This is a genomic window from Kitasatospora sp. McL0602 (assembly GCF_052076145.1).
In the GTDB taxonomy this organism is placed as follows: Bacteria; Actinomycetota; Actinomycetes; order Streptomycetales; family Streptomycetaceae; genus Kitasatospora.
The window spans coordinates 634,661-653,106 of the sequence record NZ_CP197246.1 but is presented as its reverse complement, the minus strand read 5'-3'; the positions used below and the strand labels follow the sequence as shown (position 1 = coordinate 653,106).

16 protein-coding genes are annotated in these 18,446 nt (G+C 72.2%); 12 read left to right on the top strand and 4 right to left on the bottom strand.

The window, feature by feature from the left end; translation table 11 throughout:
* Positions 1-11: 11 nt before the first annotated feature.
* Positions 12-866 carry an aldo/keto reductase gene (locus ACR68M_RS03065; RefSeq protein WP_441248816.1) on the bottom strand — a complete coding sequence of 285 codons (855 nt, stop codon included), beginning with the start codon at positions 864-866 and terminating at the stop codon, positions 12-14.
* 417 nt (positions 867-1,283) lie between these two features.
* Between ACR68M_RS03065 and ACR68M_RS03060 the strand changes: the two genes are divergently transcribed.
* From ACR68M_RS03060 to ACR68M_RS03015, 10 genes are all read left to right on the top strand, one after another.
* Positions 1,284-3,083 (top strand): ABC transporter ATP-binding protein, encoded by a 1,800-nt coding sequence (locus ACR68M_RS03060; RefSeq protein ID WP_441248815.1) that lies wholly within the window; start codon positions 1,284-1,286, stop codon positions 3,081-3,083.
* Positions 3,080-4,852, top strand: coding sequence for an ABC transporter ATP-binding protein (locus tag ACR68M_RS03055; protein WP_441248814.1), 1,773 nt, complete (start codon positions 3,080-3,082; stop codon positions 4,850-4,852). Before ACR68M_RS03060 ends, ACR68M_RS03055 begins: the two co-directional genes overlap by 4 nt.
* 319 nt (positions 4,853-5,171) lie before the next feature.
* Entirely contained in the window at positions 5,172-5,735 is a 564-nt protein-coding gene (locus ACR68M_RS03050; RefSeq protein WP_441248813.1) for a papain-like cysteine protease family protein, read from the top strand.
* Between the two features lie 10 nt (positions 5,736-5,745).
* On the top strand, positions 5,746-6,615 hold the full coding sequence (locus ACR68M_RS03045; RefSeq protein ID WP_441248812.1) for a hypothetical protein: 870 nt from the start codon (positions 5,746-5,748) through the stop codon (positions 6,613-6,615).
* Between the two features lie 433 nt (positions 6,616-7,048).
* On the top strand, positions 7,049-7,300 hold the full coding sequence (locus ACR68M_RS03040; RefSeq protein WP_441248811.1) for a LapA family protein: 252 nt from the start codon (positions 7,049-7,051) through the stop codon (positions 7,298-7,300).
* Positions 7,297-8,046, top strand: a complete 750-nt coding sequence (locus ACR68M_RS03035) for an amino acid ABC transporter ATP-binding protein (protein WP_441248810.1) — start codon at positions 7,297-7,299, stop codon at positions 8,044-8,046. The genes ACR68M_RS03040 and ACR68M_RS03035 overlap by 4 nt, the downstream gene beginning before the upstream one ends.
* A gap of 11 nt (positions 8,047-8,057) precedes the next feature.
* Complete coding sequence (locus ACR68M_RS03030; RefSeq protein WP_441248809.1) at positions 8,058-8,951, top strand: glutamate ABC transporter substrate-binding protein; 894 nt, start codon at positions 8,058-8,060, stop codon at positions 8,949-8,951.
* 43 nt (positions 8,952-8,994) lie between these two features.
* A complete protein-coding gene (locus ACR68M_RS03025; protein WP_441248808.1) occupies positions 8,995-9,639 on the top strand; it encodes an amino acid ABC transporter permease in 645 nt (214 codons plus the stop codon).
* Complete coding sequence (locus ACR68M_RS03020) at positions 9,636-10,502, top strand: amino acid ABC transporter permease (protein WP_441248807.1); 867 nt, start codon at positions 9,636-9,638, stop codon at positions 10,500-10,502. Before ACR68M_RS03025 ends, ACR68M_RS03020 begins: the two co-directional genes overlap by 4 nt.
* A gap of 310 nt (positions 10,503-10,812) precedes the next feature.
* The gene (locus tag ACR68M_RS03015; RefSeq protein ID WP_441248806.1) at positions 10,813-13,950 is read left to right on the top strand and encodes an AAA family ATPase; all 3,138 of its coding nucleotides are present in this window, start codon (positions 10,813-10,815) and stop codon (positions 13,948-13,950) included.
* A 175-nt stretch (positions 13,951-14,125) separates the two neighbouring features.
* Here the strand turns inward: ACR68M_RS03015 and ACR68M_RS03010 are convergent, their stop codons facing one another.
* The 3 genes from ACR68M_RS03010 to ACR68M_RS03000 form a co-directional block, all read right to left on the bottom strand.
* The gene (locus ACR68M_RS03010; protein ID WP_441248805.1) at positions 14,126-15,154 is read right to left on the bottom strand and encodes a fascin domain-containing protein; all 1,029 of its coding nucleotides are present in this window, start codon (positions 15,152-15,154) and stop codon (positions 14,126-14,128) included.
* A gap of 70 nt (positions 15,155-15,224) precedes the next feature.
* Entirely contained in the window at positions 15,225-15,584 is a 360-nt protein-coding gene (locus ACR68M_RS03005; RefSeq protein WP_441248804.1) for a nuclear transport factor 2 family protein, read from the bottom strand.
* Between the two features lie 250 nt (positions 15,585-15,834).
* The gene (locus ACR68M_RS03000; protein WP_441248803.1) at positions 15,835-16,761 is read right to left on the bottom strand and encodes an aldo/keto reductase; all 927 of its coding nucleotides are present in this window, start codon (positions 16,759-16,761) and stop codon (positions 15,835-15,837) included.
* Between the two features lie 110 nt (positions 16,762-16,871).
* Here ACR68M_RS03000 and ACR68M_RS02995 point away from each other — a divergent pair, with 110 nt between their 5' ends.
* On the top strand, positions 16,872-17,414 hold the full coding sequence (locus ACR68M_RS02995) for an ArsR/SmtB family transcription factor (protein WP_441248802.1): 543 nt from the start codon (positions 16,872-16,874) through the stop codon (positions 17,412-17,414).
* Positions 17,415-17,483: 69 nt separating this feature from the next.
* The gene (locus ACR68M_RS02990; RefSeq protein ID WP_441248801.1) at positions 17,484-18,410 is read left to right on the top strand and encodes a LysR family transcriptional regulator; all 927 of its coding nucleotides are present in this window, start codon (positions 17,484-17,486) and stop codon (positions 18,408-18,410) included.
* Positions 18,411-18,446: the final 36 nt, after the last annotated feature.

Sequence of the window (18,446 nt, the reverse complement as noted above, 5' to 3'; positions counted from 1 at the left end):
CGGCCTGCCGGTCAGTTCCAGTCGAAGCCCTGCGGGTCCGGGCCGAGACGCTCGCCCGTCTCGGAGCCGGCGATCGCGGCCATGTCCTCGGCGTCCAGCTCGAAGCCGGCCACGTCGAGGTTCTCCTTGATCCGGGACGGCGTCACGGACTTCGGGATGGCGATCACACCGCTCTGCAGGTGCCAGCGCAGTACGACCTGGGCGACGGTGCGGCCGTGCTTCTCGGCGATCTTCACCAGCGCGGGCTCGGCCAGCAGCTCCTTGCCCTGGCCGAGCGGGCTCCAGGCCTCCGTCGCGATGCCGTGCTCGGCGTGGTACGCGCGCAGCTCGGTCTGCGGGAAGTGCGGGTGCAGCTCGACCTGGTTCAGGACGGGCACCAGGTCGGACTCCTGGCGCAGCGCGTCGAGCTGCGCGGTGCCGAAGTTGGAGACGCCGACCGCCTTCGCCCGGCCGTCGGCGGCCAGCTTCTCGAAGGCCTTCCAGACGTTGCCGAAGGTGCCGTGCATCGGGCGCGGCCAGTGGATCAGATAGAGGTCGACGTAGTCGAGGCCCAGCTTGGCCAGCGAGTCGTCGAAGGCGCGGAGCACCGCGTCCTGGCCCTGGGCGCCGGACCAGTCCAGCGTGCCCGAGTTCCACAGCTTGGTGGTGACGTACAGCTCCTCGCGGGGCACGCCCGCGGTGGCGACGGCCCGGCCGGTGCCCGCCTCGTTCTCGTAGATCGCGGCGGTGTCGATGCTGCGGTACCCGGCCTCGATCGCGGTGCGCACGGCCGCCTCGGCGCCGTCGTCCGAGACCTGCCAGACACCGAAGCCGAGCTGCGGAATCCGGCTGCCGTTGTTCAGGGTGATGCTGGGAATGGTGCTCACTAGAAGGGGAACCTTCCGGATTGTCCGATACTGCCGGTGGAGAGCAACCAGCCTCGGATCGGGAATGTTCCCAGTTCGGGGGAATTCACCTTAAATGGTGAACCATCAGCTGCAGCGAGCCACCGTGAGGCCCAACGAACGGCCTCCCCGATCCGCGCCCGGAAAACCTGTTGCGTACGTCACTCCGCGCCCGGCAGGCTCGATCTCCCATCAGTCGGTACCGCCAACCTCCCCCGGGTCGGGCCGCCCCTCGCAGAGTCGAACCGGCATGCGGATATCCCTCGCAGGTGCGAGGGATCCGGGCCGCGAATTCACTCCGGTTGCATTCCGGCCCCTCCCGATCCACCTCGGCTCACCACGGCCGCCCCGGCTCACCACGGCCGCCCCCTGCCCGTACCACCCCTGTGACGGAGCGTCATGCCGCTCGAACATCTGCCGATGACCGACCCCGGCAGCCCGGATCTCGGCTCACCCCGGGCCTTCCTGCGCTGGCTCCAGCGCAGCCAACGGCGCGGCCAGCTGCTCGCCACCTGCTGGGGGGTGCTGGAGCTGGGCTGCCAGGCCGCGCTCCCCGCGGCGCTCGGCCTCGGCATCCAGGCCGCCGTCGACGGCGACACCGGCGGAGTCTGGCGGGCGGGCGGGCTGGCCCTCGTCCTGGCCGTGCTCCAATCCGTCGGCGGCGTCAACCTGCACCGCCAGGCCGTCTGGAACTGGATCACCGCCGCCGCCCAGACCCGCCAGCTGGTCGCCCGCCAGGCCTCCCGGCTCGGCGCCGGGCTCTCCCGCCGGATCGCCACCGGCGAGATCGTCGCCGTCGGCAGCGGCGACGTCGAGAAGATCGGCTGGTACGTCGAGCTGACCGCCCGCGTTCGGGCCGCCGTCATCGTCTGGCTCGCCGTCAGCCTGGCCGTGCTCGCCCGGCAGCCGCTGCTCGGCGCCGCCGTGCTGCTCGGCGTCCCGGTGCTGGCTCTCGCCGTCTGGCCACTGCTCGGGCCGTTCGAGCGCCGCTACAGCGAACAGCGCGCCCTCGGCGGCAAGGCGGGCGAGCTCGCCGCCGACACCGTCGCCGGGCTGCGGGTGCTGCGCGGCATCGGCGGCGAGGAGCTGTTCCTCACCCGGTACCGCGAGGCCTCGCAGCGCGTCCGGGGCGCGGCCGTCCGCAGCGCGCGGATCCGCGCCCTGATGCAGGCCCAGCAGGTGCTGCTGCCCGGCCTCTTCGTCGTCGGCGTCACCTGGTACGGCGCCACCCTGGCGCTCGACGGGCGGCTCGGCATCGGCGAGTTGATCGCCGTCTACGGCGCCACCGCCTTCCTGGCCGCGCCGCTTCGCATCCTCGGCGAGGCCGCGCACGCCTGGAGCGTCGCCCAGGTCTCCGCCGCCCGCGCCGTCCGGGTGCTCGCCCTCTCCCGGGGCGCCGACACCCCCGGGGCCGCGCAACTGCCCGACCCGGCGCCGGCCGACCTGTACGACCCGGTCACCGGCCTGACCGCCCGCGCGGGCCGCCTCACCGCCGTGGTCTGCGGCGACCCGGATCTCGCGGGCGAGCTCGCCGCCCGGCTCGGCGGGCACGTCCCGCTCGCCGACGGGGAGCAGCCCCGGCCGTCCGCCCGGCTCGGCGGCGTCCCGCTCGACGAGGCCGCCCTCGCCGAGGTGCGGGCCGCCGTGCTCGTCCACGACAAGGAGCCGGTGCTGCTCTCCGGCACGCTGGCCGTGCTCCTCGACGTACCGGCCTCCGGTCGGGTCGCGCCGCTGCAGGCCGTCGCGGCCGCGCAGGCCGAGGACGTGCTGGAGGCCCTGGTCGACGGCTCGCCCGAGTGCGGGGGAGACCCGCTGTCGGCCGTGGTCACCGAGCGCGGCCGCTCGCTCTCCGGCGGGCAGCGCCAGCGCCTCGCGCTGGCCCGCTCGCTGATCGCCGACCCGCCGGTACTGGTGCTCGACGAGCCGACCAGTGCCGTCGACGCCCACACCGAGGCCCGGATCGCCGTCGGGCTGCGCGGCCTCCGGGCGGGCCGCACCACCGTCGTGCTGGCGACCAGCCCGTTGCTGCTCGACCAGGCCGACACGGTGGCCGTGCTGGAGGACGGCCGGGTCGTCGCCACCGGCACCCACCGCGAGCTGCTGCGCGGCCACCCGTACTACCGAGCCGTCGTCACCCGTGAAGAGAGCCCGCGCCCGCAGCCGCCCGCGCAGGTCGTCACTCTGGAGGAGGTCGTATGAAACCCCCGGCCCATCAGGAGCTCGGGCCCGCCACGATGCTGCCGGTCGGCTCACCGGCGGCCGTCCGCGCCTACGTCCGGCTGCTCGCCCGGCGGCACCGGGCCGGCTTCGGCGCGGTCGTCGCGCTGCACTCCGTCTCCGCCGTCGCCGGGCTGGTCGGCCCCTGGGTGCTCGGCGGGCTCGTCGAGCAGCTGAGCGCGGGCACGGCCCAGGGCAAGGTGCTGGCCGCCGTGGGCTGGTACCTCGCCGCGCTCGCCGTCCAGTCGGCCTTCATGGGCTGGTCCCGGCTGCGCGGCGGCGTGCTCGGCGAGGAGGTGCTCGCGGACCTCCGGGAGGACTTCCTGGTCCGCTCCGTCGCGCTGCCGCCGGGCGTGCTGGAGCGCGCCGGGACGGGCGATCTCGTCTCCCGGGGCACCACCGACATCGACCGGCTCGCCAAGTCCGTCCGGGAGGCCGTGCCCGAGCTGGCGGTGGCGCTGGTCTCCGTCGTCCTGGTGCTCGGCGCGCTGCTGGTCACCTCACCGTTGCTCGCCCTCACCGCCGTGCTCGGCGCCCCGATCCTGCTGGTCACCTCCCGCTGGTACTTCCGCCGGGCCCCGCAGTCGTACCGGGCCGAGTCCGCCGGGTACGCGGCCGTCAACACCGTGCTCGCCGAGACGGTCGACGCGGGTCGCACCGTCGAGGCGCTGCGCCTCGGCGACGAGCGAGTCCGGCTGACGGACCGCAAGATCGCCGAGTGGGTCGCCTGGGAGCGGTACACGCTGTGGCTGCGCACCATGTGGTTCCCGAGCGTCGACGCGACGTACGCTTTCGCCGTGCTGGCCACCCTCACGCTCGGCGGGATCTACACCGCCCGAGGCTGGATCGGCGTCGGCCAGCTCACCACCGGCGTGCTCTACGCCCAGGCGCTGGTGAACCCCGTCGACCTGATCCTGCGCTGGTACGACGAACTACAGGTCGGGCAGGCCTCGCTGGCCCGGCTGGTCGGCGTCCGCGAGGTCGAGGACCCGGAGACGGACGAGCACGCCCGGCCCGACGGGCGGCGGGTGGCGGCCGAGCAGGTCAGCTTCGGCTACCGCGAGGGGGCGGACGTGCTGCACGACATCAGCCTGGCGGTCGCCCCTGGCAGCCGGGTCGCGCTGGTCGGGCCGTCCGGCGCGGGCAAGTCGACCCTCGGCCGGCTGCTCGCCGGGATCTACGCCCCGCGCCTGGGCAGCGTCACGCTCGGCGGCGCCGCGCTCTCGCGGATGCCCGCCGAGCGGGTCCGGGCGCAGGTCGCGCTGGTCAACCAGGAGCACCACGTCTTCGTCGGCACCCTGCGGGACAACCTGCGGCTGGCCCGGCCGGAGGCCGACGACGCATCGTTGCACGCCGCGCTGGAGGCCGTCGACGCGGCGGAGTGGGCTGCCGCCCTCCCGGACGGCCTGGACACCGAGGTCGGCTCCGGCGGCGCCGCCCTCACACCCCCGCAGGCCCAGCAGCTGGCGCTGGCCCGGCTCGTCCTGGCCGACCCGCACACCCTCGTCCTGGACGAGGCGACCTCGCTGCTCGACCCGCGCGCGGCCCGGCACCTGGAGCGCTCGCTCGCCCGCGTCCTGGAGGGCCGTACGGTGATCGCCATCGCCCACCGGCTGCACACCGCCCACGACGCGGACGTGATCGCGGTGGTCGAGCGCGGCCGGATCAGCGAGTACGGCAGCCACCCCGAGCTGGTCGCGGCCGACGGCCCGTACGCGGCCCTCTGGGCCTCCTGGCGGGACGAAGGGTGAGCCCGGCCCCGGTGCAGGTTCCACGACACAGTGGACAGCGCCTGCACACTATGGACAGCGGAGTGGGAAATTCCAGAATTCTGTGGGAATGGCTCCGGGCAGCAGCTGTGAAGGCCCACCGGGTCGAGTCGTTCAAGCTGTCGACCAGCCTGTTCCTTATCGACAGAGTCCACGGCGTCGTCGAGCCCGCTGTATATATGACGATTCGCCCTTGCAGGTGCAGTTTTCATACGCACTATGTTTGGCGCCGTCAATTCGTGCTGTCATAGCTGTGCCAGATCCCCCGGCACGCATCGCACTTTCGCGGGAAGGCAGGAAGATGGGCAGATCCACGTTCGCGGCCACGACGATGGCCGTCGCACTGACGGCTTCGGGATTGCTCGCCGCCGCAGGGAGCCCGGCCCACGCCGAGGCAGGGCAGGACACCATCGGCATGTACAAGCAGGAGAAGACCCAGTGGTGCTGGGTCGCCTCCGGGCTGACGATCGCCAAGTTTCATGGCTACGGCAGCACGCAGACGGATTTCTGCACCCGGGCCCAGCCCTACTACGGCTGCAACAATCAGCCTGCCACGCTGGACGACATGGCCAAGGGCTGGAGCAGCCTCGGCATGACCCACCCCGGCTCGGGCCTGAACAGCGCGGCCACGTTCAACCAGGTCTACACCGACGTCAAGGCGGCCCGGCCTGTCGCCGCCCGCATCGGGTGGACGTCCGGCGGTGGCCACATGAACGTCGTCTACGGCTTCGACACGTCGAACAACACCATCGGCGTCGCCGACCCGTGGCCGGACACCGCCACCTACACCTGGTGGAACTACAACGACTACGTCAGCAACAGCTCGTTCAAGTGGACCCACTCCCGGATCGGCATCTCCCGTTAAGGCAGGCGGCATGCACGAAACAAGAACGTCCAGCAAGCGGGCGGCCTCCCGACGCTCCCGCCTGACCACCGTCCTGGTACTGAGCGCATCCGCGCTGCTGTCCGTCGCCGGCCCCGCCCACGCGGCCGCACCCATGGACCCGCTCCCGGCGGACATCCCGGGCTACCAGGCCGCCCTCGACCTGGTGAAGTCGGCCGACGTCCGCAACGCCGTCTGCCGCTTCCTCAGCATTCCGGTGCCCCAGGGGGACGGGGTCGGGGCGCCGCAGCCGATCCCCGACAAGGCCGACCCGTGCGAGGGCATGTCGGCGTTCACCGTCCAGGACCCGTTGGCGCTGAACGAGATCACCCCTGGCTTCGCCGCAGGGACGTCCCTGCCGATCGCCACCGAGGCCGTCAAGCTGAGTTATCTGGTCTCCGCGCTGAACGCCCCGGTCAACGGACGGAACGCCACCGTCATGCTCGCCCCCACGCAGGGCGGCGGGTGGCACTTGGCGGCCGTGCGCGAGGGCGACAGCGACGCCACGTACGCGGGCCGGGCCACGGTGGGGACCGTGGTGTTCGCCGAGCCGCAGATCCGTGGCTGGTACCAGCTGAAGCTCACCACGGTCGAACCGCTCAACGACCAGGCGCGGCAGGGTCTGGGCGGCCAGCCGTCGGTCTCGCTGAGCGACTACCAGAAGCTGGTCAAGGCCCGTTATGCCGACAAGCTGCCCGGCTCGGTGTACGACACCACGGGCATGTCCAGCGGCTACGGCGCCGCGAAGAAGACGGAAGGCGCCTCCTCCTCGACGCCCGCGCTCGTCGGCGGTTCGGGCGCAGCCCTGGCGCTCGCGGTCGGCGCCTTCGCCCTCCGCCGTCGGCGCAACGCCATCGCCTGAACTCGGCCCATTCGCCCCGACCCCCGTCTCGGCCGGGGTCGGGGCGCAGCCGTGTCCCATGGCCCGTGAGCCCGCCACTCGTCCTCCTCCTGGGTCAGTCCCGGGCTTGCCGGGCCGCCCCCCGCCGGTGCTGTCCGACGGCGTCATCGAGTGGCACGACCAGCGCACGGTGAATCCCTGGGGGCGACCGGGAGAGTCGACCTGTCAGGGCTGATGGTGCGTTATCCAGCGTTGGCTGAAAGCGACTTGGGTGGATCGCCGGGCGTGCGTTCACATGATGACGATGCGTGCCCAGTGCCGTCCGGACGCACTGTTACCGCGACCGCGCTTGGAGCGCGCCGATCACCTGTACGGGTGGACGGCGTTGGGCTGTCCGGGGCATGCCCGCGTGGGGTGCGACCGTGCGGGCCGTGCGGCGGCGCAGACTGCGGAGGTGACCAAGACTTCAGACGGTTCGTCAGCCGGTAGCCAGCGGAAGGGCGAGATCGCGGGCATCCCCACCAGGGTGATCGCGATCGGCGTCCTCGTGATCCTCGCGGTCTGGTTCCTGTTCGCCAATCTCGACAAGGTGAAGATCCAGTTCTGGGTCTTCACCGTCACCGCCCCGCTCTGGATCGCGCTGCTGGCCACGCTGCTCGCGGGCGGCGCGCTCGGCTGGCTGCTCAAGGGCCGCCGGAGCAGGTGAGCACCGTCTTCGCGCCGCTGATCGAGCTGAGCGGCGTCAACAAGCACTTCGGTGCCCTGCACGTGCTGCGGGACATCGACCTCACCGTCGGGCGGGGTGAGGTGGTCGTGGTGATCGGCCCCTCCGGCTCCGGCAAGTCGACCCTCTGCCGGGCGATCAACCGGCTGGAGCAGATCGAGAGCGGCAGCATCACCATCGACGGCGTGCCGCTGCCGGCCGAGGGCAGGGGCCTGGCCCGGCTGCGGGCCGAGGTCGGGATGGTGTTCCAGTCGTTCAACCTCTTCGCGCACCGGACGGTGCTGCAGAACGTCGCGCTGGCACCGGTGAAGGTGCGCGGGCGGCCGAAGGCGGAGGCCGAGCAGAAGGGCCGCGAGCTGCTGGAGCGGGTCGGCCTGGCCGACCAGGCGGACAAGTACCCGGCGCAGCTCTCCGGCGGGCAGCAGCAGCGGGTGGCGATCGCCCGCGCGCTCGCGATGGACCCGAAGGCGCTGCTCTTCGACGAGCCGACCTCGGCCCTCGACCCGGAGATGATCAACGAGGTGCTGGACGTGATGCGCGGCCTCGCCCACGAGGGCATGACGATGGTCGTCGTCACCCACGAGATGGGCTTCGCCCGCGCCTCCGCCAACCGGGTCGTCTTCATGGCCGACGGCAGCATCCTGGAGGACCGCACCCCCGAGGAGTTCTTCAGTGCCCCGGAGACCGAGCGCGCCCGGGACTTCCTCTCCAAGATTCTTAAGCACTGAGGGGCCGCCCGGTGACCCGGAGACTCGTTGGGCCCGCCCTTCTTGCGCTGGCCCTGCTGGCTGCCTGCGGCAAGCCCGGCACCCCGCCGCCCAAGGGCCCGCAGGCCAGCTCACTGCCCAGCTACCAGGTGCGCAGCGCGGACTCCGTGCACGGCTCGCCCACCCTGGACGGCGCCCGCAGCCGGGGCCGTCTGGTGGTCGGCGCCAAGGAGGACCAGCCATACCTGGGCCAGAAGAACCCGGCGACCGGCGAGTACTCCGGCTTCGACATCGAGATCGCCAAGATGGTCGGCGCGGACCTGGGCTTCGCGCCCGCACAGATCCAGTTCCGGACGATCGCCTCGGCCAACCGCGAGACGGCCCTGCAGAACGGCCAGGTCGACTACTACGTCGGCACCTACACCATCAACGACAACCGGAAGAAGCTGGTCGGCTTCGCCGGCCCGTACTTCATCGCCGGGCAGAGCCTGCTGGTGCGCAAGGCCGACACCGCCATCCACGGCCCGCAGGACCTGAACGGCAAGAAGGTCTGCTCGGCGGCCGGTTCGACCCCGTACCAGCGCATCCAGAAGCAGTACCCGAAGGCCCAGCTGGTCGCCTACGACACGTACTCGGCCTGCGTGGACAACCTGATCACCGGTCAGGTCGACGCCGTGACCACGGACAACGCCATCCTCCAGGGGTACGCCGCGAAGGTGCCGGACGAGCTGAAGATCGCCGGGCAGCCGTTCTCCACGGAGCCGTACGGCATCGGCACCCCGCACGATGACGCCGTGCTGCGTGGTGCCATCGACGACGCGCTGCTGCGGCACGAGCAGAACGGCGACTGGAAGGCCGCCTACGACGCGACGCTCGGGCTCTCCGGGGTGCCCGCACCGACCCCGCCGCCGATCGACCGGTACTGAACCGACTGCTACTGGCTCGACCGCTACTGAGGATGGGGGCCGCGTGAAAGTCCTGACCGACAACTTCTCGACCTACTGGCACGGCTTTCTGGGCACCCTCGCGCTGACCGCCGTCAGCGCGGCCCTCGCGCTGGCCCTCGGGGTGCTGATGGCGGCCTTCCGGGTCTCGCCGGTCGGGCCGCTGCGCACGCTCGGGGCCGGCTGGGTCACCGTGCTGCGCAACACGCCGCTGACGCTGCTGTTCTTCATCGTGGTGCTCGGGCTGCCGCGCTTCGGGGTCTCGCTGCCGTTCTTCACCTTCGCCGTGCTGGCGCTCGGGTGCTACACCTCGGCCTTCATCTGCGAGGCGCTGCGCTCGGGGATCAACACGGTGCCGACCGGGCAGGGCGAGGCGGCGCGCAGCCTGGGCATGACCTTCGGCCAGACGCTGAGCCTGGTGGTGCTGCCGCAGGCCTTCCGCTCGGTGATCCCGCCGGTCGGCAGTGTGCTGATCGCGCTGGCCAAGAACACCGCGATCGCCGGTTCGTTCAGCGTGGTCGAGCTGCTCGGCACCTACCGCACCATCAACGAGCTGGGGTACAGCATCCTCTGGACCTTCGTCTGGATCGCGGTCGGCTACCTGATCATCACCCTGGCGATCAGCGCCCTCTTCAATCTGCTCGAACGACGGCTGGCGGTGTCCCGGTGAGCTCCTCGGCGCTGTACGACGTACCGGGCCCGAAGGCCGCCGCCCGGCACCGCCGGTACGGGGTGCTCGCGCTGGTGCTGATCGCCGCGCTGGTCGGCTGGGTGGTCTACGAGCTGTTCCACACCCACCAGTTCACCTACCAGAAGTGGATGCCCTTCGAGTACCGGGGCATCCAGCGGCTGCTGCTGGACGGGCTCGGCAACACGCTCAAGGCCTTCGGGCTGACGGCGCTCTTCGCGCTACCCTTCGGCGCGCTCCTCGCCGCCGGGCGGCTCTCCGACCACCGGGCGGTGCGCTGGGTCTCGACGTTGGTGGTCGAGTTCTTCCGGGCGATGCCGCTGCTGGTGATGATCTTCTTCATCTTCGTCGCGATGAAGGTCCAGCCGCTCTGGGCGCTCGTCGCCGGGCTGACGCTCTACAACGGCTCCGTCCTCGCCGAGGTCTTCCGGGCCGGGGTGCTCGCCGTCCCCGGCGGCCAGCGGGAGGCCGCCTTCGCGCTCGGCCTTCGCAAGACCCAGGTGATGGCGTACGTCCTGGTGCCGCAGGCCAACCGGGCGATGCTGCCCAGCATCATCAGCCAGCTGGTGGTGGCGCTCAAGGACACCTCGCTCGGCTTCCTGATCACCTACGAGGAGTTCCTGCACGCGGGCAAGCTGATCGCCGCCAACCTCGACTACGACCTCCCGTTCATCCCGGTGGTGCTGGTCATCGCACCGGTCTACATCGGCATGTGCCTCGCCCTCTCCTGGCTGGCCCGCTGGGTCGAGCGGCGCGGCCGACGCAGCCCACGGGTACGCGGCGGCGCGCCGATGGCGAAGGCGGGGGTGGCCATGGGGCTGCCGCCGGAGGCGCAGCAGCCCTGACGGCGGGGTGGTCAGGCCCCTGCCTGTCGGGTCTCCTCAGGCGGCCTGCCGGGCGGGGAGTTGATCGCTGGTGGGTGCCGGCTCGGCGAGAACGGCGGACCTCGGGATTCGGGCGGATCACTCCGGTAGGGTCCTGATTGGTTACCAGTGAGTAGAAGTGACGGGGCGGCACTGCCGCCGTTTCGTCCCGCCCTGCTCCGGGGCCTCGGTGGGACTGGATACGGCGGGGGTGCCGTGGTGGGTACGTGGCGATGGTGGGTCGGTCGTGGCCGGTGTCCGGGGCTGACGTCCCGGGTGTGGGGGTGGTCGGGTGAGGACGTTCGGTGAGATTCTGCTGGGGTTTCGCCGGGCTGCGGGGCTGACCCAGGAGGAGCTGGCCGAGGCCGCCGGGTTGGCCGCCAGGTCGATCAGGGATCTCGAGCGGGGCCGCAGGGAGCGGCCGCAGCGTCGCACGGTGGAGATGCTGGTGTCGGCGCTGGGGCTGGCCGACGCCGACGCGGCCACGCTGCTGGCGGCCGGCCGTTCCGGCCGGCCGGGGGGTGTGCCGGCGGAGCACGGTGTGCGAGGGCTGGGCCTGCTCGATCGCCAAGGCCAGCTGGCCATCCTCGAACGGGCGGCCGGTACGGCACGTGCCGGTGGGGGCACGGTGGTGCTGGTGCGTTCGGGCGCGGGGACGGGCAAGACCTCGCTGGTGAACACCTGGGCCGCCGCCGAGCAGGCGCGTGGGATCCGGGTGGTTCGGGCCTGCTGCGGAGAACTGGAGCAGGACTTCGCGTTCTCGGTGCTCCGGCAGCTGGCCGAACCGTTGCTGGCCCGAGCCGGTCGTGCCGGGCGGGAGCGGCTGCTGTCGGGCCCTGCGGAGCTGGCGTCGCACGCCTTGCGCGTGGATGGCGCCGGCGAGGGCGCGGGGCTGCTGCCAGAGGCGCCACCGGGTGTGTCGCTGGGTGTTCTGCACAGCCTGTACTGGCTGATGGTGCATGTCACGGATGACGGGCCGGTCGCGCTGGTGATCGACGACGTGCACTGGGCGGACGGCCCGTCAGTACGGTGGCTGGCGTACCTGGCGCGGCGTCTGCGTGGTCTGCCGTTGCTGCTGGTGCTGACGGCACGGCCGGACAGCGGGACGCAGGTCGAGCCGCTCCTGGAGCAGATCGCCGGACAGCCGGACTGCCTTCAGGTCGAGCTGCCTGTCCTGGCCGGCGACAGCCTGGCCCGGTTGGTGCGGACGAGTCTGGGGCAGGACGCCGAGCCGCCGTTCGTCGCCGCCTGTGCCGAGGCGACGCAGGGCAATCCGCTGCTGCTTCGCGAGTTGCTGCGGACGCTGGCCGACAATGAGGTCAGGCCCGCCGGCGATCAGGCATACCTGGTGGAGGAGTTCCGCGGCCGGATCCTGGCCGCCACTGTGGTCAAGCGGCTGGCAGGCCGGCCGGAGCCGACCCGGCGGCTGGCCAGGTCCCTGGTGGTGTTGGGCGACGGGGTTGCCTGGCACGTCGCGGCCGAACTGGCAGGACTGGGCGAGGCCGAGGCCCGGGAGCACGGCCGACAGTTGCGGCGGATCGGTGTCCTGGGGCCGGGCGAGGTGGCGCGGTTCGATCATCCGCTGATCCGCGCCGCGGTCGCCGAAGCCGTCATGGGACCGGTGGAGCTGGCCGCCGGGCACGCGCGGGCGGCCGAACTGCTGCGGCGCGAGGGCGGGGCCGGCGATCAGGTGGCCACCCATCTGCTGCTGGCCGAACCGAGCGGTGAGACCTGGCGGGTGGACGCCCTGCGGGAAGCGGCGAGGGTGACCCGCGGCCGCGGGGCTCCGGAGATCACCATGACCTATCTGCGCCGGGCCCTGCGGGAACCGATGTCCACCGCACAGCGCGGTCCCCTGCTGCTGGAGCTGGGCGCCGATGAGCTGCAGGTCGACGTCGCCGCGGCCAGGCATCACCTGACGCAGGCCTCGTCAGCGCTGGCCGACCCGTACTCCCGGGCCCACGCGGCCCACCTGCTCGCCAACGCGCTGTTCATCGAGCATCAGCACGCGTGCGCCGTCGACGTCCTCGCCCGCGCCGTGGAGGACCTGCGGCAGACGGACGACGGCACCGGACTCGCCCGCGAGACGTCCTGGTACCTGCAGGCCCAGATGCTGCTGATCGGCTATGAGCACCTGCCCACCCTGCCCGCGGCCCGGCAGCGGGCCAGAGAGCTGTGGGACCACAAGCTGGCCGGTGACACACCGGGAGAGTGCGCGGTCCTGGCCGCGCTGTCCGCCTCGGCCGTGACCGGGGATGCCAGTGCCTCGGTCACCAATGACCTCCTCGACCGGGCCCTGCGCGGCGGGCTGGCGGGAGTGGACCAGGCCGGAATGCTCGTCAGCCTGGCCGGGATGGGCTTCGTGACCACCGACCGCCTCGACGACGCGGCGGCGCGGTTCGACCAGGTCGCCGACCTGGGCGCGCGGTGCGGCTCGTTCCGGATGGTGTCGGCGGCGATGATGTGGCAGCTGACGGTGCGGACGCGTCGGGGTCAGCAGCGCGCGCTCACTCCCGAGATCGGACATCCCGGCACCACGACCGGGGACGGCATGGAGCACCGGGTGAGGCTGGCGATGATGGCCCAGGTGGGCGAATCGCTGATAGAGCGGTGCGACCTGGCCTCGGCAACCGAGGTGCTCGTGCCGGATGCCGACACCGACCGGGCGGGCTGGCTCTGGCAGGGGCCGACGCTCCTCGTCCGCAGCCGCCTGTACGCCGAGCGGGGTAATCCGGCCGCCGCCCTCGCGGTCCTGCTGGAATACGGCGCGCAGGAGAAGCAGGCGCAGGTCACGAATCTGGCCATGATGCCCTGGCGGTCGAAGGCGGCGCTGCTGCACCGTGCACTCGGACAGCAGGCGGATGCGCTCCAGCTGGCCACCGAGGAGCTGGAGTTGGCCCATCGGTGGGGCACCGGGCGGGCGATCGGCCTGGCGTCGCGCTGCCTGGGTGTCGTCGTGGGCGGCCCCGAAGGGCAGGCCCACCTGCGCGAGGCCGTGGCCGTGCTGGAGCAATCCCCGGCCCGCCTGGAGCTGGCCCGCTCCCGGTACGAGCTGGGGACCGCTCTGACGCGAGCGGGCGAGACCGGCCAGGGCCGCCGCCTCCTCACCCAGGCGCTGGACCTCGCGCAGACCTGCGGCAGTGTCCTGCTGGCCGGTCGGGTGCGCCGGGCGCTGGCCGCGGTGGGGGTACGCCCGCAAGCCGCACCGCCGGTGGCCGGGAGCCTGTCGATGACCGAGCACCGGTTGGTGGAGCTGGTCGGCGCCGGTCACAGTGACCGTCAGGTCGCCCAGGCCCTGCTGCTGACTCCGCAGGACGTGACCGCGCTGGTGGAGCGGGTGGGCCGCAAGCTGGGGGCGGTCGGCCGGGCGGACCTGGCACGCTTGGCCGGGGCAGGCGGCCACCGGGGCGTTCGGCCGGACGGGCCCTGAGCCGCCGCTCGGTACGCATGCGGCAGGGCCTGGACCTCCCGTACGAGAGATCCAGGCCCTGCCTGCTGACCATCGTCCTACTGACTGTCGGCCTCGACGGCCGGGCAGCCTCGCTCACGTGCCATGCGGCCGTGCGGACAGGCGAGCCGTGCGGACCGGCCGGCCGCGCGACCGTCTACTGGAACCTCTCCCCGACGCCGGCGCCGTCCGAGCGGGCACGGAGCATGCCGTTCTGGTCGCCGCTGTAGCCGACCTCGGCCGAGACGTACTGGCCGCTGGCGGCCGAGCGGATGGTGTAGCCGGAGCCGGAGCGCTCGATGCTGAACTGCTCCCAGGCACCGATGGCACCCGACCGGGCGCGGAGTTCACCGTACTGGTCGCCGCCGTAGCCGAGTTCGGCTGTGACGTAGTTGCCGTTGGCCACCGACCGGACCGAGTAGAGGCCGTTCTTGTTGTTGCGGCACACGTTGTACTGCTCCCAGGGGCCCAGGACGCCGGCGCGGGCGCGCAGCATGGCGTTCTGGTCGCCGCCGTAGCCGAGTTCGGCCGAGACGTACTTGCCGTTGGCCTGCGCCCGCAGGGAGATGGCCGTGGTCACGCAGGCGGTCTCATCGGGGGCGATGCCCCCCAGCAGGGTGTTCAGGTAGGACTGGTAGGACTGCAGCGTTTCGACGGCCTTGCCGAGGGTGGGGCGGGCGGCCGGGAGCTCGTTCCAGGTCAGCTCCCGCTGGTTTCCGTGCCGCCAGCCCCGGGTGTGCACCGGATCGATGCGCGGGTCGTCGCCGTCGGGGCTCTTGGCGTCGATGTTCTGCCCGCTGTCCTGGTAGGACTGCAGGGAGGAGGCATTCCAGCTCTCCATGCCGCCCCAGGAGAAGAGCTGCTGGTTGGGGGCGGGGTACAGCAGGTTCTGCATCACGACGGCCCCTTCGTTGCCGCCCAGGTAGCTCGCGACCTTCTGCTTCTGGGGGTTGAAGAGCAGGAATCGGCCGCGCTCGCCGATCTGGATCCACTGGCAGTAGAGGTTCGAGGCGTCGAACTGCTCGAGCCAGACGCTGTCGTCATCGGGACTGGCGCACAGGACCTGGTCGTTCCACCGCCCGTTGGTGAGGAACACCGGGGTGAGCACCGACTGCGTCGGCGTGGCTGCCGAGGCGGAGGTCGCGGGCAGGCCGGCCAGGCAGACCAGCGCCGTGAGGAGGGCCACGGAAGCGGTCCGCAGGCTCCTCACGGCGGAACCGGCGGTGCGCAGGAGACTAGTCATAGGTCTGATGTCCTCAGCTGTTCGGGGTCAGCGTGTAGCGGACGGTCTGGGTCTGGATGAGCCCGTCGCGGAAGACGAACGTGTCGACGCCGTGCCGTGCCTGGTTCGTGTCGGAGTCGGCGGCCCACTCCAGGAAGAGGAGGTCGCCCTCGAAGGTCTGGATCTTCAAGTCCCAGGTGGCATGCGGGAGGTCGGCGAACAGTCGGGCGAAGCCCTCGCGGACACCGGCCCTGCCGTGCCTGACGCCGGCCGGGGTGATGAAGGCCGCGTCGGGGGCGTAGTTCGCGACGATCCTGTCGAGGTCCTCGGCGATGAGCGCCTGTCCGTGACTGCGGAAGATCTCCTGGGGGGTCCGGGTGGTGAGGTCGTTCACGGGCAACACCTTCCTGTGCTCGATGAGGTGGGGATCGCTCCGGCCACTCGGGGCAGCGCGCCGTGGTCCCCGTGCCGGCAAGCGGTGGGGGACCGTGGAGGACCCTGGCGCTTGACCGTGTACAGCTGAACACCCCGGCGGAAGGGGGCACCAGGAAGGACCACCGGAAGGTCCACCGGAAGGCTCACCGGAGAAGTCCGCGAAGTCGCAGGTGGCGTCGGCGGACGCGGCTCGCGCGCCGGGCTCCCGCTCACCTGGGTCCGGCAGCTCCTCGGCGATGGTGGAGGGAGTCCAGGGTGGCGAGTTGGTCTTCGGTGAGGCGGAGTGCCCCGGCGGCCACGTTGGGGGCCAGGTGATCGGGGTCGCCGGTGCCGGGGATGGCGAGGACGTGCGGGCCTCGGTGCAGGGTCCACGCGATCCGGACCTGCGCCGGAGCGGCCCCGTGGGCGCGGGCGACGGCCAGCACCTCGTCGTCGGCCGCGCCGCTCGCGCCCGCCTCGCCCCCGGGCCCGGCGATCGAGTAGAACGGCACGTATGCGACGCCCAGCCGGCCGCAGGTGTGCAGGAACTCGTCGTGGTCGGGCCGGATGCCGAGGCCGTACCGGTTCTGCACGCAGACCACCGGCGCGATGGCCTGGGCCTCGGCGAGGTGGTGCGGGTGGACGTTGGAGAGGCCGAGGTGGCGGATGAGCCCGGCGTCGCGCAGGTCGGCCAGCGCGCCGAACCGCTCGGCGATCGGAGCGGTGCCGACGATGCGCAGGTTCACCACGTCGAGGTGGTCGCGGCCGAGTTGGCGCAGGTTCTCCTCGACCTGGCCGCGCAGCTGCGCCGGGGTGGCATGCGGGAGGAACTCGCCCGAGGAGCTTCGGCTCGGCCCGACCTTGGTGGTGATGACGAGGTCGTCCGGGTAGGGGGCGAGCGCCCGGCTGATCAGCTCGTTGGCGGAGCGGAGCCGGGAGAAGTAGAACGAGGCCGTGTCGATGTGGTTCACCCCGAGCTCGACCGCGCGGCGCAGCACACCGACCGCCCGGCCTCGATCGCTCGGCACGGCGTCGGGGGCGAAGGCCTCGCCGTTCTGGGTGAGGCGCATCGCGCCGAAGCCGATCCGGTGGACCGTCAGGTCGCCGAGCTGCCACGTGCCCGAGGCCGCTGCGCGAACAGGGCCCGCTCGGCCCACGGCTGCGCAGCCTGCACGCCCGGCCCACCGCCCAGCTGGCCAGGGTCGCGGAGGAGATCCGGACCTACTGGGAGCTCGCGCTGGCCCCCTACTGGGCGCGGATCCGGGCGGTGCTCGACGCCGACGTCTTCCACCGGGCCCGGCAGGTCGCCGAGCACGGCGCGGTCCACCTGCTGAACGACCTGCACGCCTCGGTGGGCTGGGACGACAACGTGCTGCGCCTGGGCCGCCGGACGAACCCGATGCCCCGGCGGACGGCGGGTGCGGGGCTGCTGCTGATCCCCTCGGCGTTCATCGGGCCGGTCCCGCTCACCCGTGTGACGCCGCCGGACCCGCCGCAGCTCGCCTACCCGGCGCGGGGCATCGGCTCACTCGGCGAATCCCGGCCCGTCACCGGGAGCGCGGCCCTCACCGCCGTCCTCGGACGCACGCGGACCCTGCTGCTGGCCGAGCTGGAGGTGCTGGCCTCCACCACCGAGCTGGCCCGGCGCACCGGGATCTCCCCGGCCGGGGCCTCCCAGCACCTGACCGCGCTGCGTGACGCGGGCCTGGTCAGCGCCCACCGCGCCGGGCGCTCGGTGCTCTACGCCCGTACCTCGGCCGCCGAATCCCTGCTTACCGCCGCTGCGGCCGGGGCAGCGGTGAGCTGCTGAGACGCGGGGAAACCAAAGGTGTGGTTGAGGTAGTGGTCCGGCGCCCCAAATTCTGCTTATGATTCACCGGTGTTCGACTCACGGCACATCAAGACCTTCCACGAAGTGGTCAGCTCCGGCTCGTACTCGGCGGCCGCCCGTGCGCTTGGCTACACCCAGCCCGCCATCACCCAGCAGATGAAGGCGTTGGAACGGACCGTCGGCGTGCCGCTCTTCACCCGGGCGGGCCGGGGCCTGCGGCTCACCGAGGCCGGCGAGGCGCTCGCCCGCCACGCCGAGCTGATCCTCGGCAGCCTGAGCGCCGCCCAGCAGCAGCTCACCGCACTGGCCAGGCTGCGCGCCGGGCGGGTGCGGATCTGCGCCTTCCCGAGCGCCAACGCCACGCTCATCCCCGAGGCGATGGCCCGGCTGCTCGCCGACCACCCGGGAGTGCGGGTCGAGCTGCTGGAGGCCGAACCGCCCGAGTCCGTGCACCGCCTGCTGCGCGGCGAGTGCGACATCGCGCTCGCCTTCACCTACCCGGGCTCACCCGCCGCACCCGGGGCGGAGAACGCCGAGAGCCCCGACGGGCTGGTCGAGATCCCGCTGCTGGAGGACCAGCTGACGGTGCTGCTGCCCGTCGGCCACCCCCTGGCCCGGCGGCACGCCGTACGGCTGCGGGACCTCAGCGAGGAACGCTGGATCGCCGGCTGCCCGCGCTGCCGGGCCAACTTCCTCCAGGTCTGCGCGGAGGAGGGCTTCACCCCCGACGTGGTCTTCACCACCGACGACAACCTCGCCGTGCAGAGCCTGGTCGCCGCCGGGGTCGGCATCTCCATGATGCCCGCCCTGGTGCTCTCCTTCCTCAGCCACCGGAAGGTCACCGGACGGCTGGTGGAGCCGCACCTGCGGCGCAAGGTCTCGGCGTACGTCCTGCGGGAGCACCTGCGGGTGCCGGCCACCGCACTGGTGCTGGACGAGCTGCGCGCGGTGGCCGCCGCCCGGCAGGGGTGCTGAGAGCTCCGTTCCATTCATAAGCCACAGTTTGAAAGT

Coding starts and splice junctions, on each gene's coding strand:
- ACR68M_RS03060 (WP_441248815.1), top strand. CDS start 1,284: ATGCCGCTCGAACATCTGCCGATGACCGACCCCGGCAGCCCGGATCTC.
- ACR68M_RS03055 (WP_441248814.1), top strand. CDS start 3,080: ATGAAACCCCCGGCCCATCAGGAGCTCGGGCCCGCCACGATGCTGCCG.
- ACR68M_RS03050 (WP_441248813.1), top strand. CDS start 5,172: ATGGGCAGATCCACGTTCGCGGCCACGACGATGGCCGTCGCACTGACG.
- ACR68M_RS03045 (WP_441248812.1), top strand. CDS start 5,746: ATGCACGAAACAAGAACGTCCAGCAAGCGGGCGGCCTCCCGACGCTCC.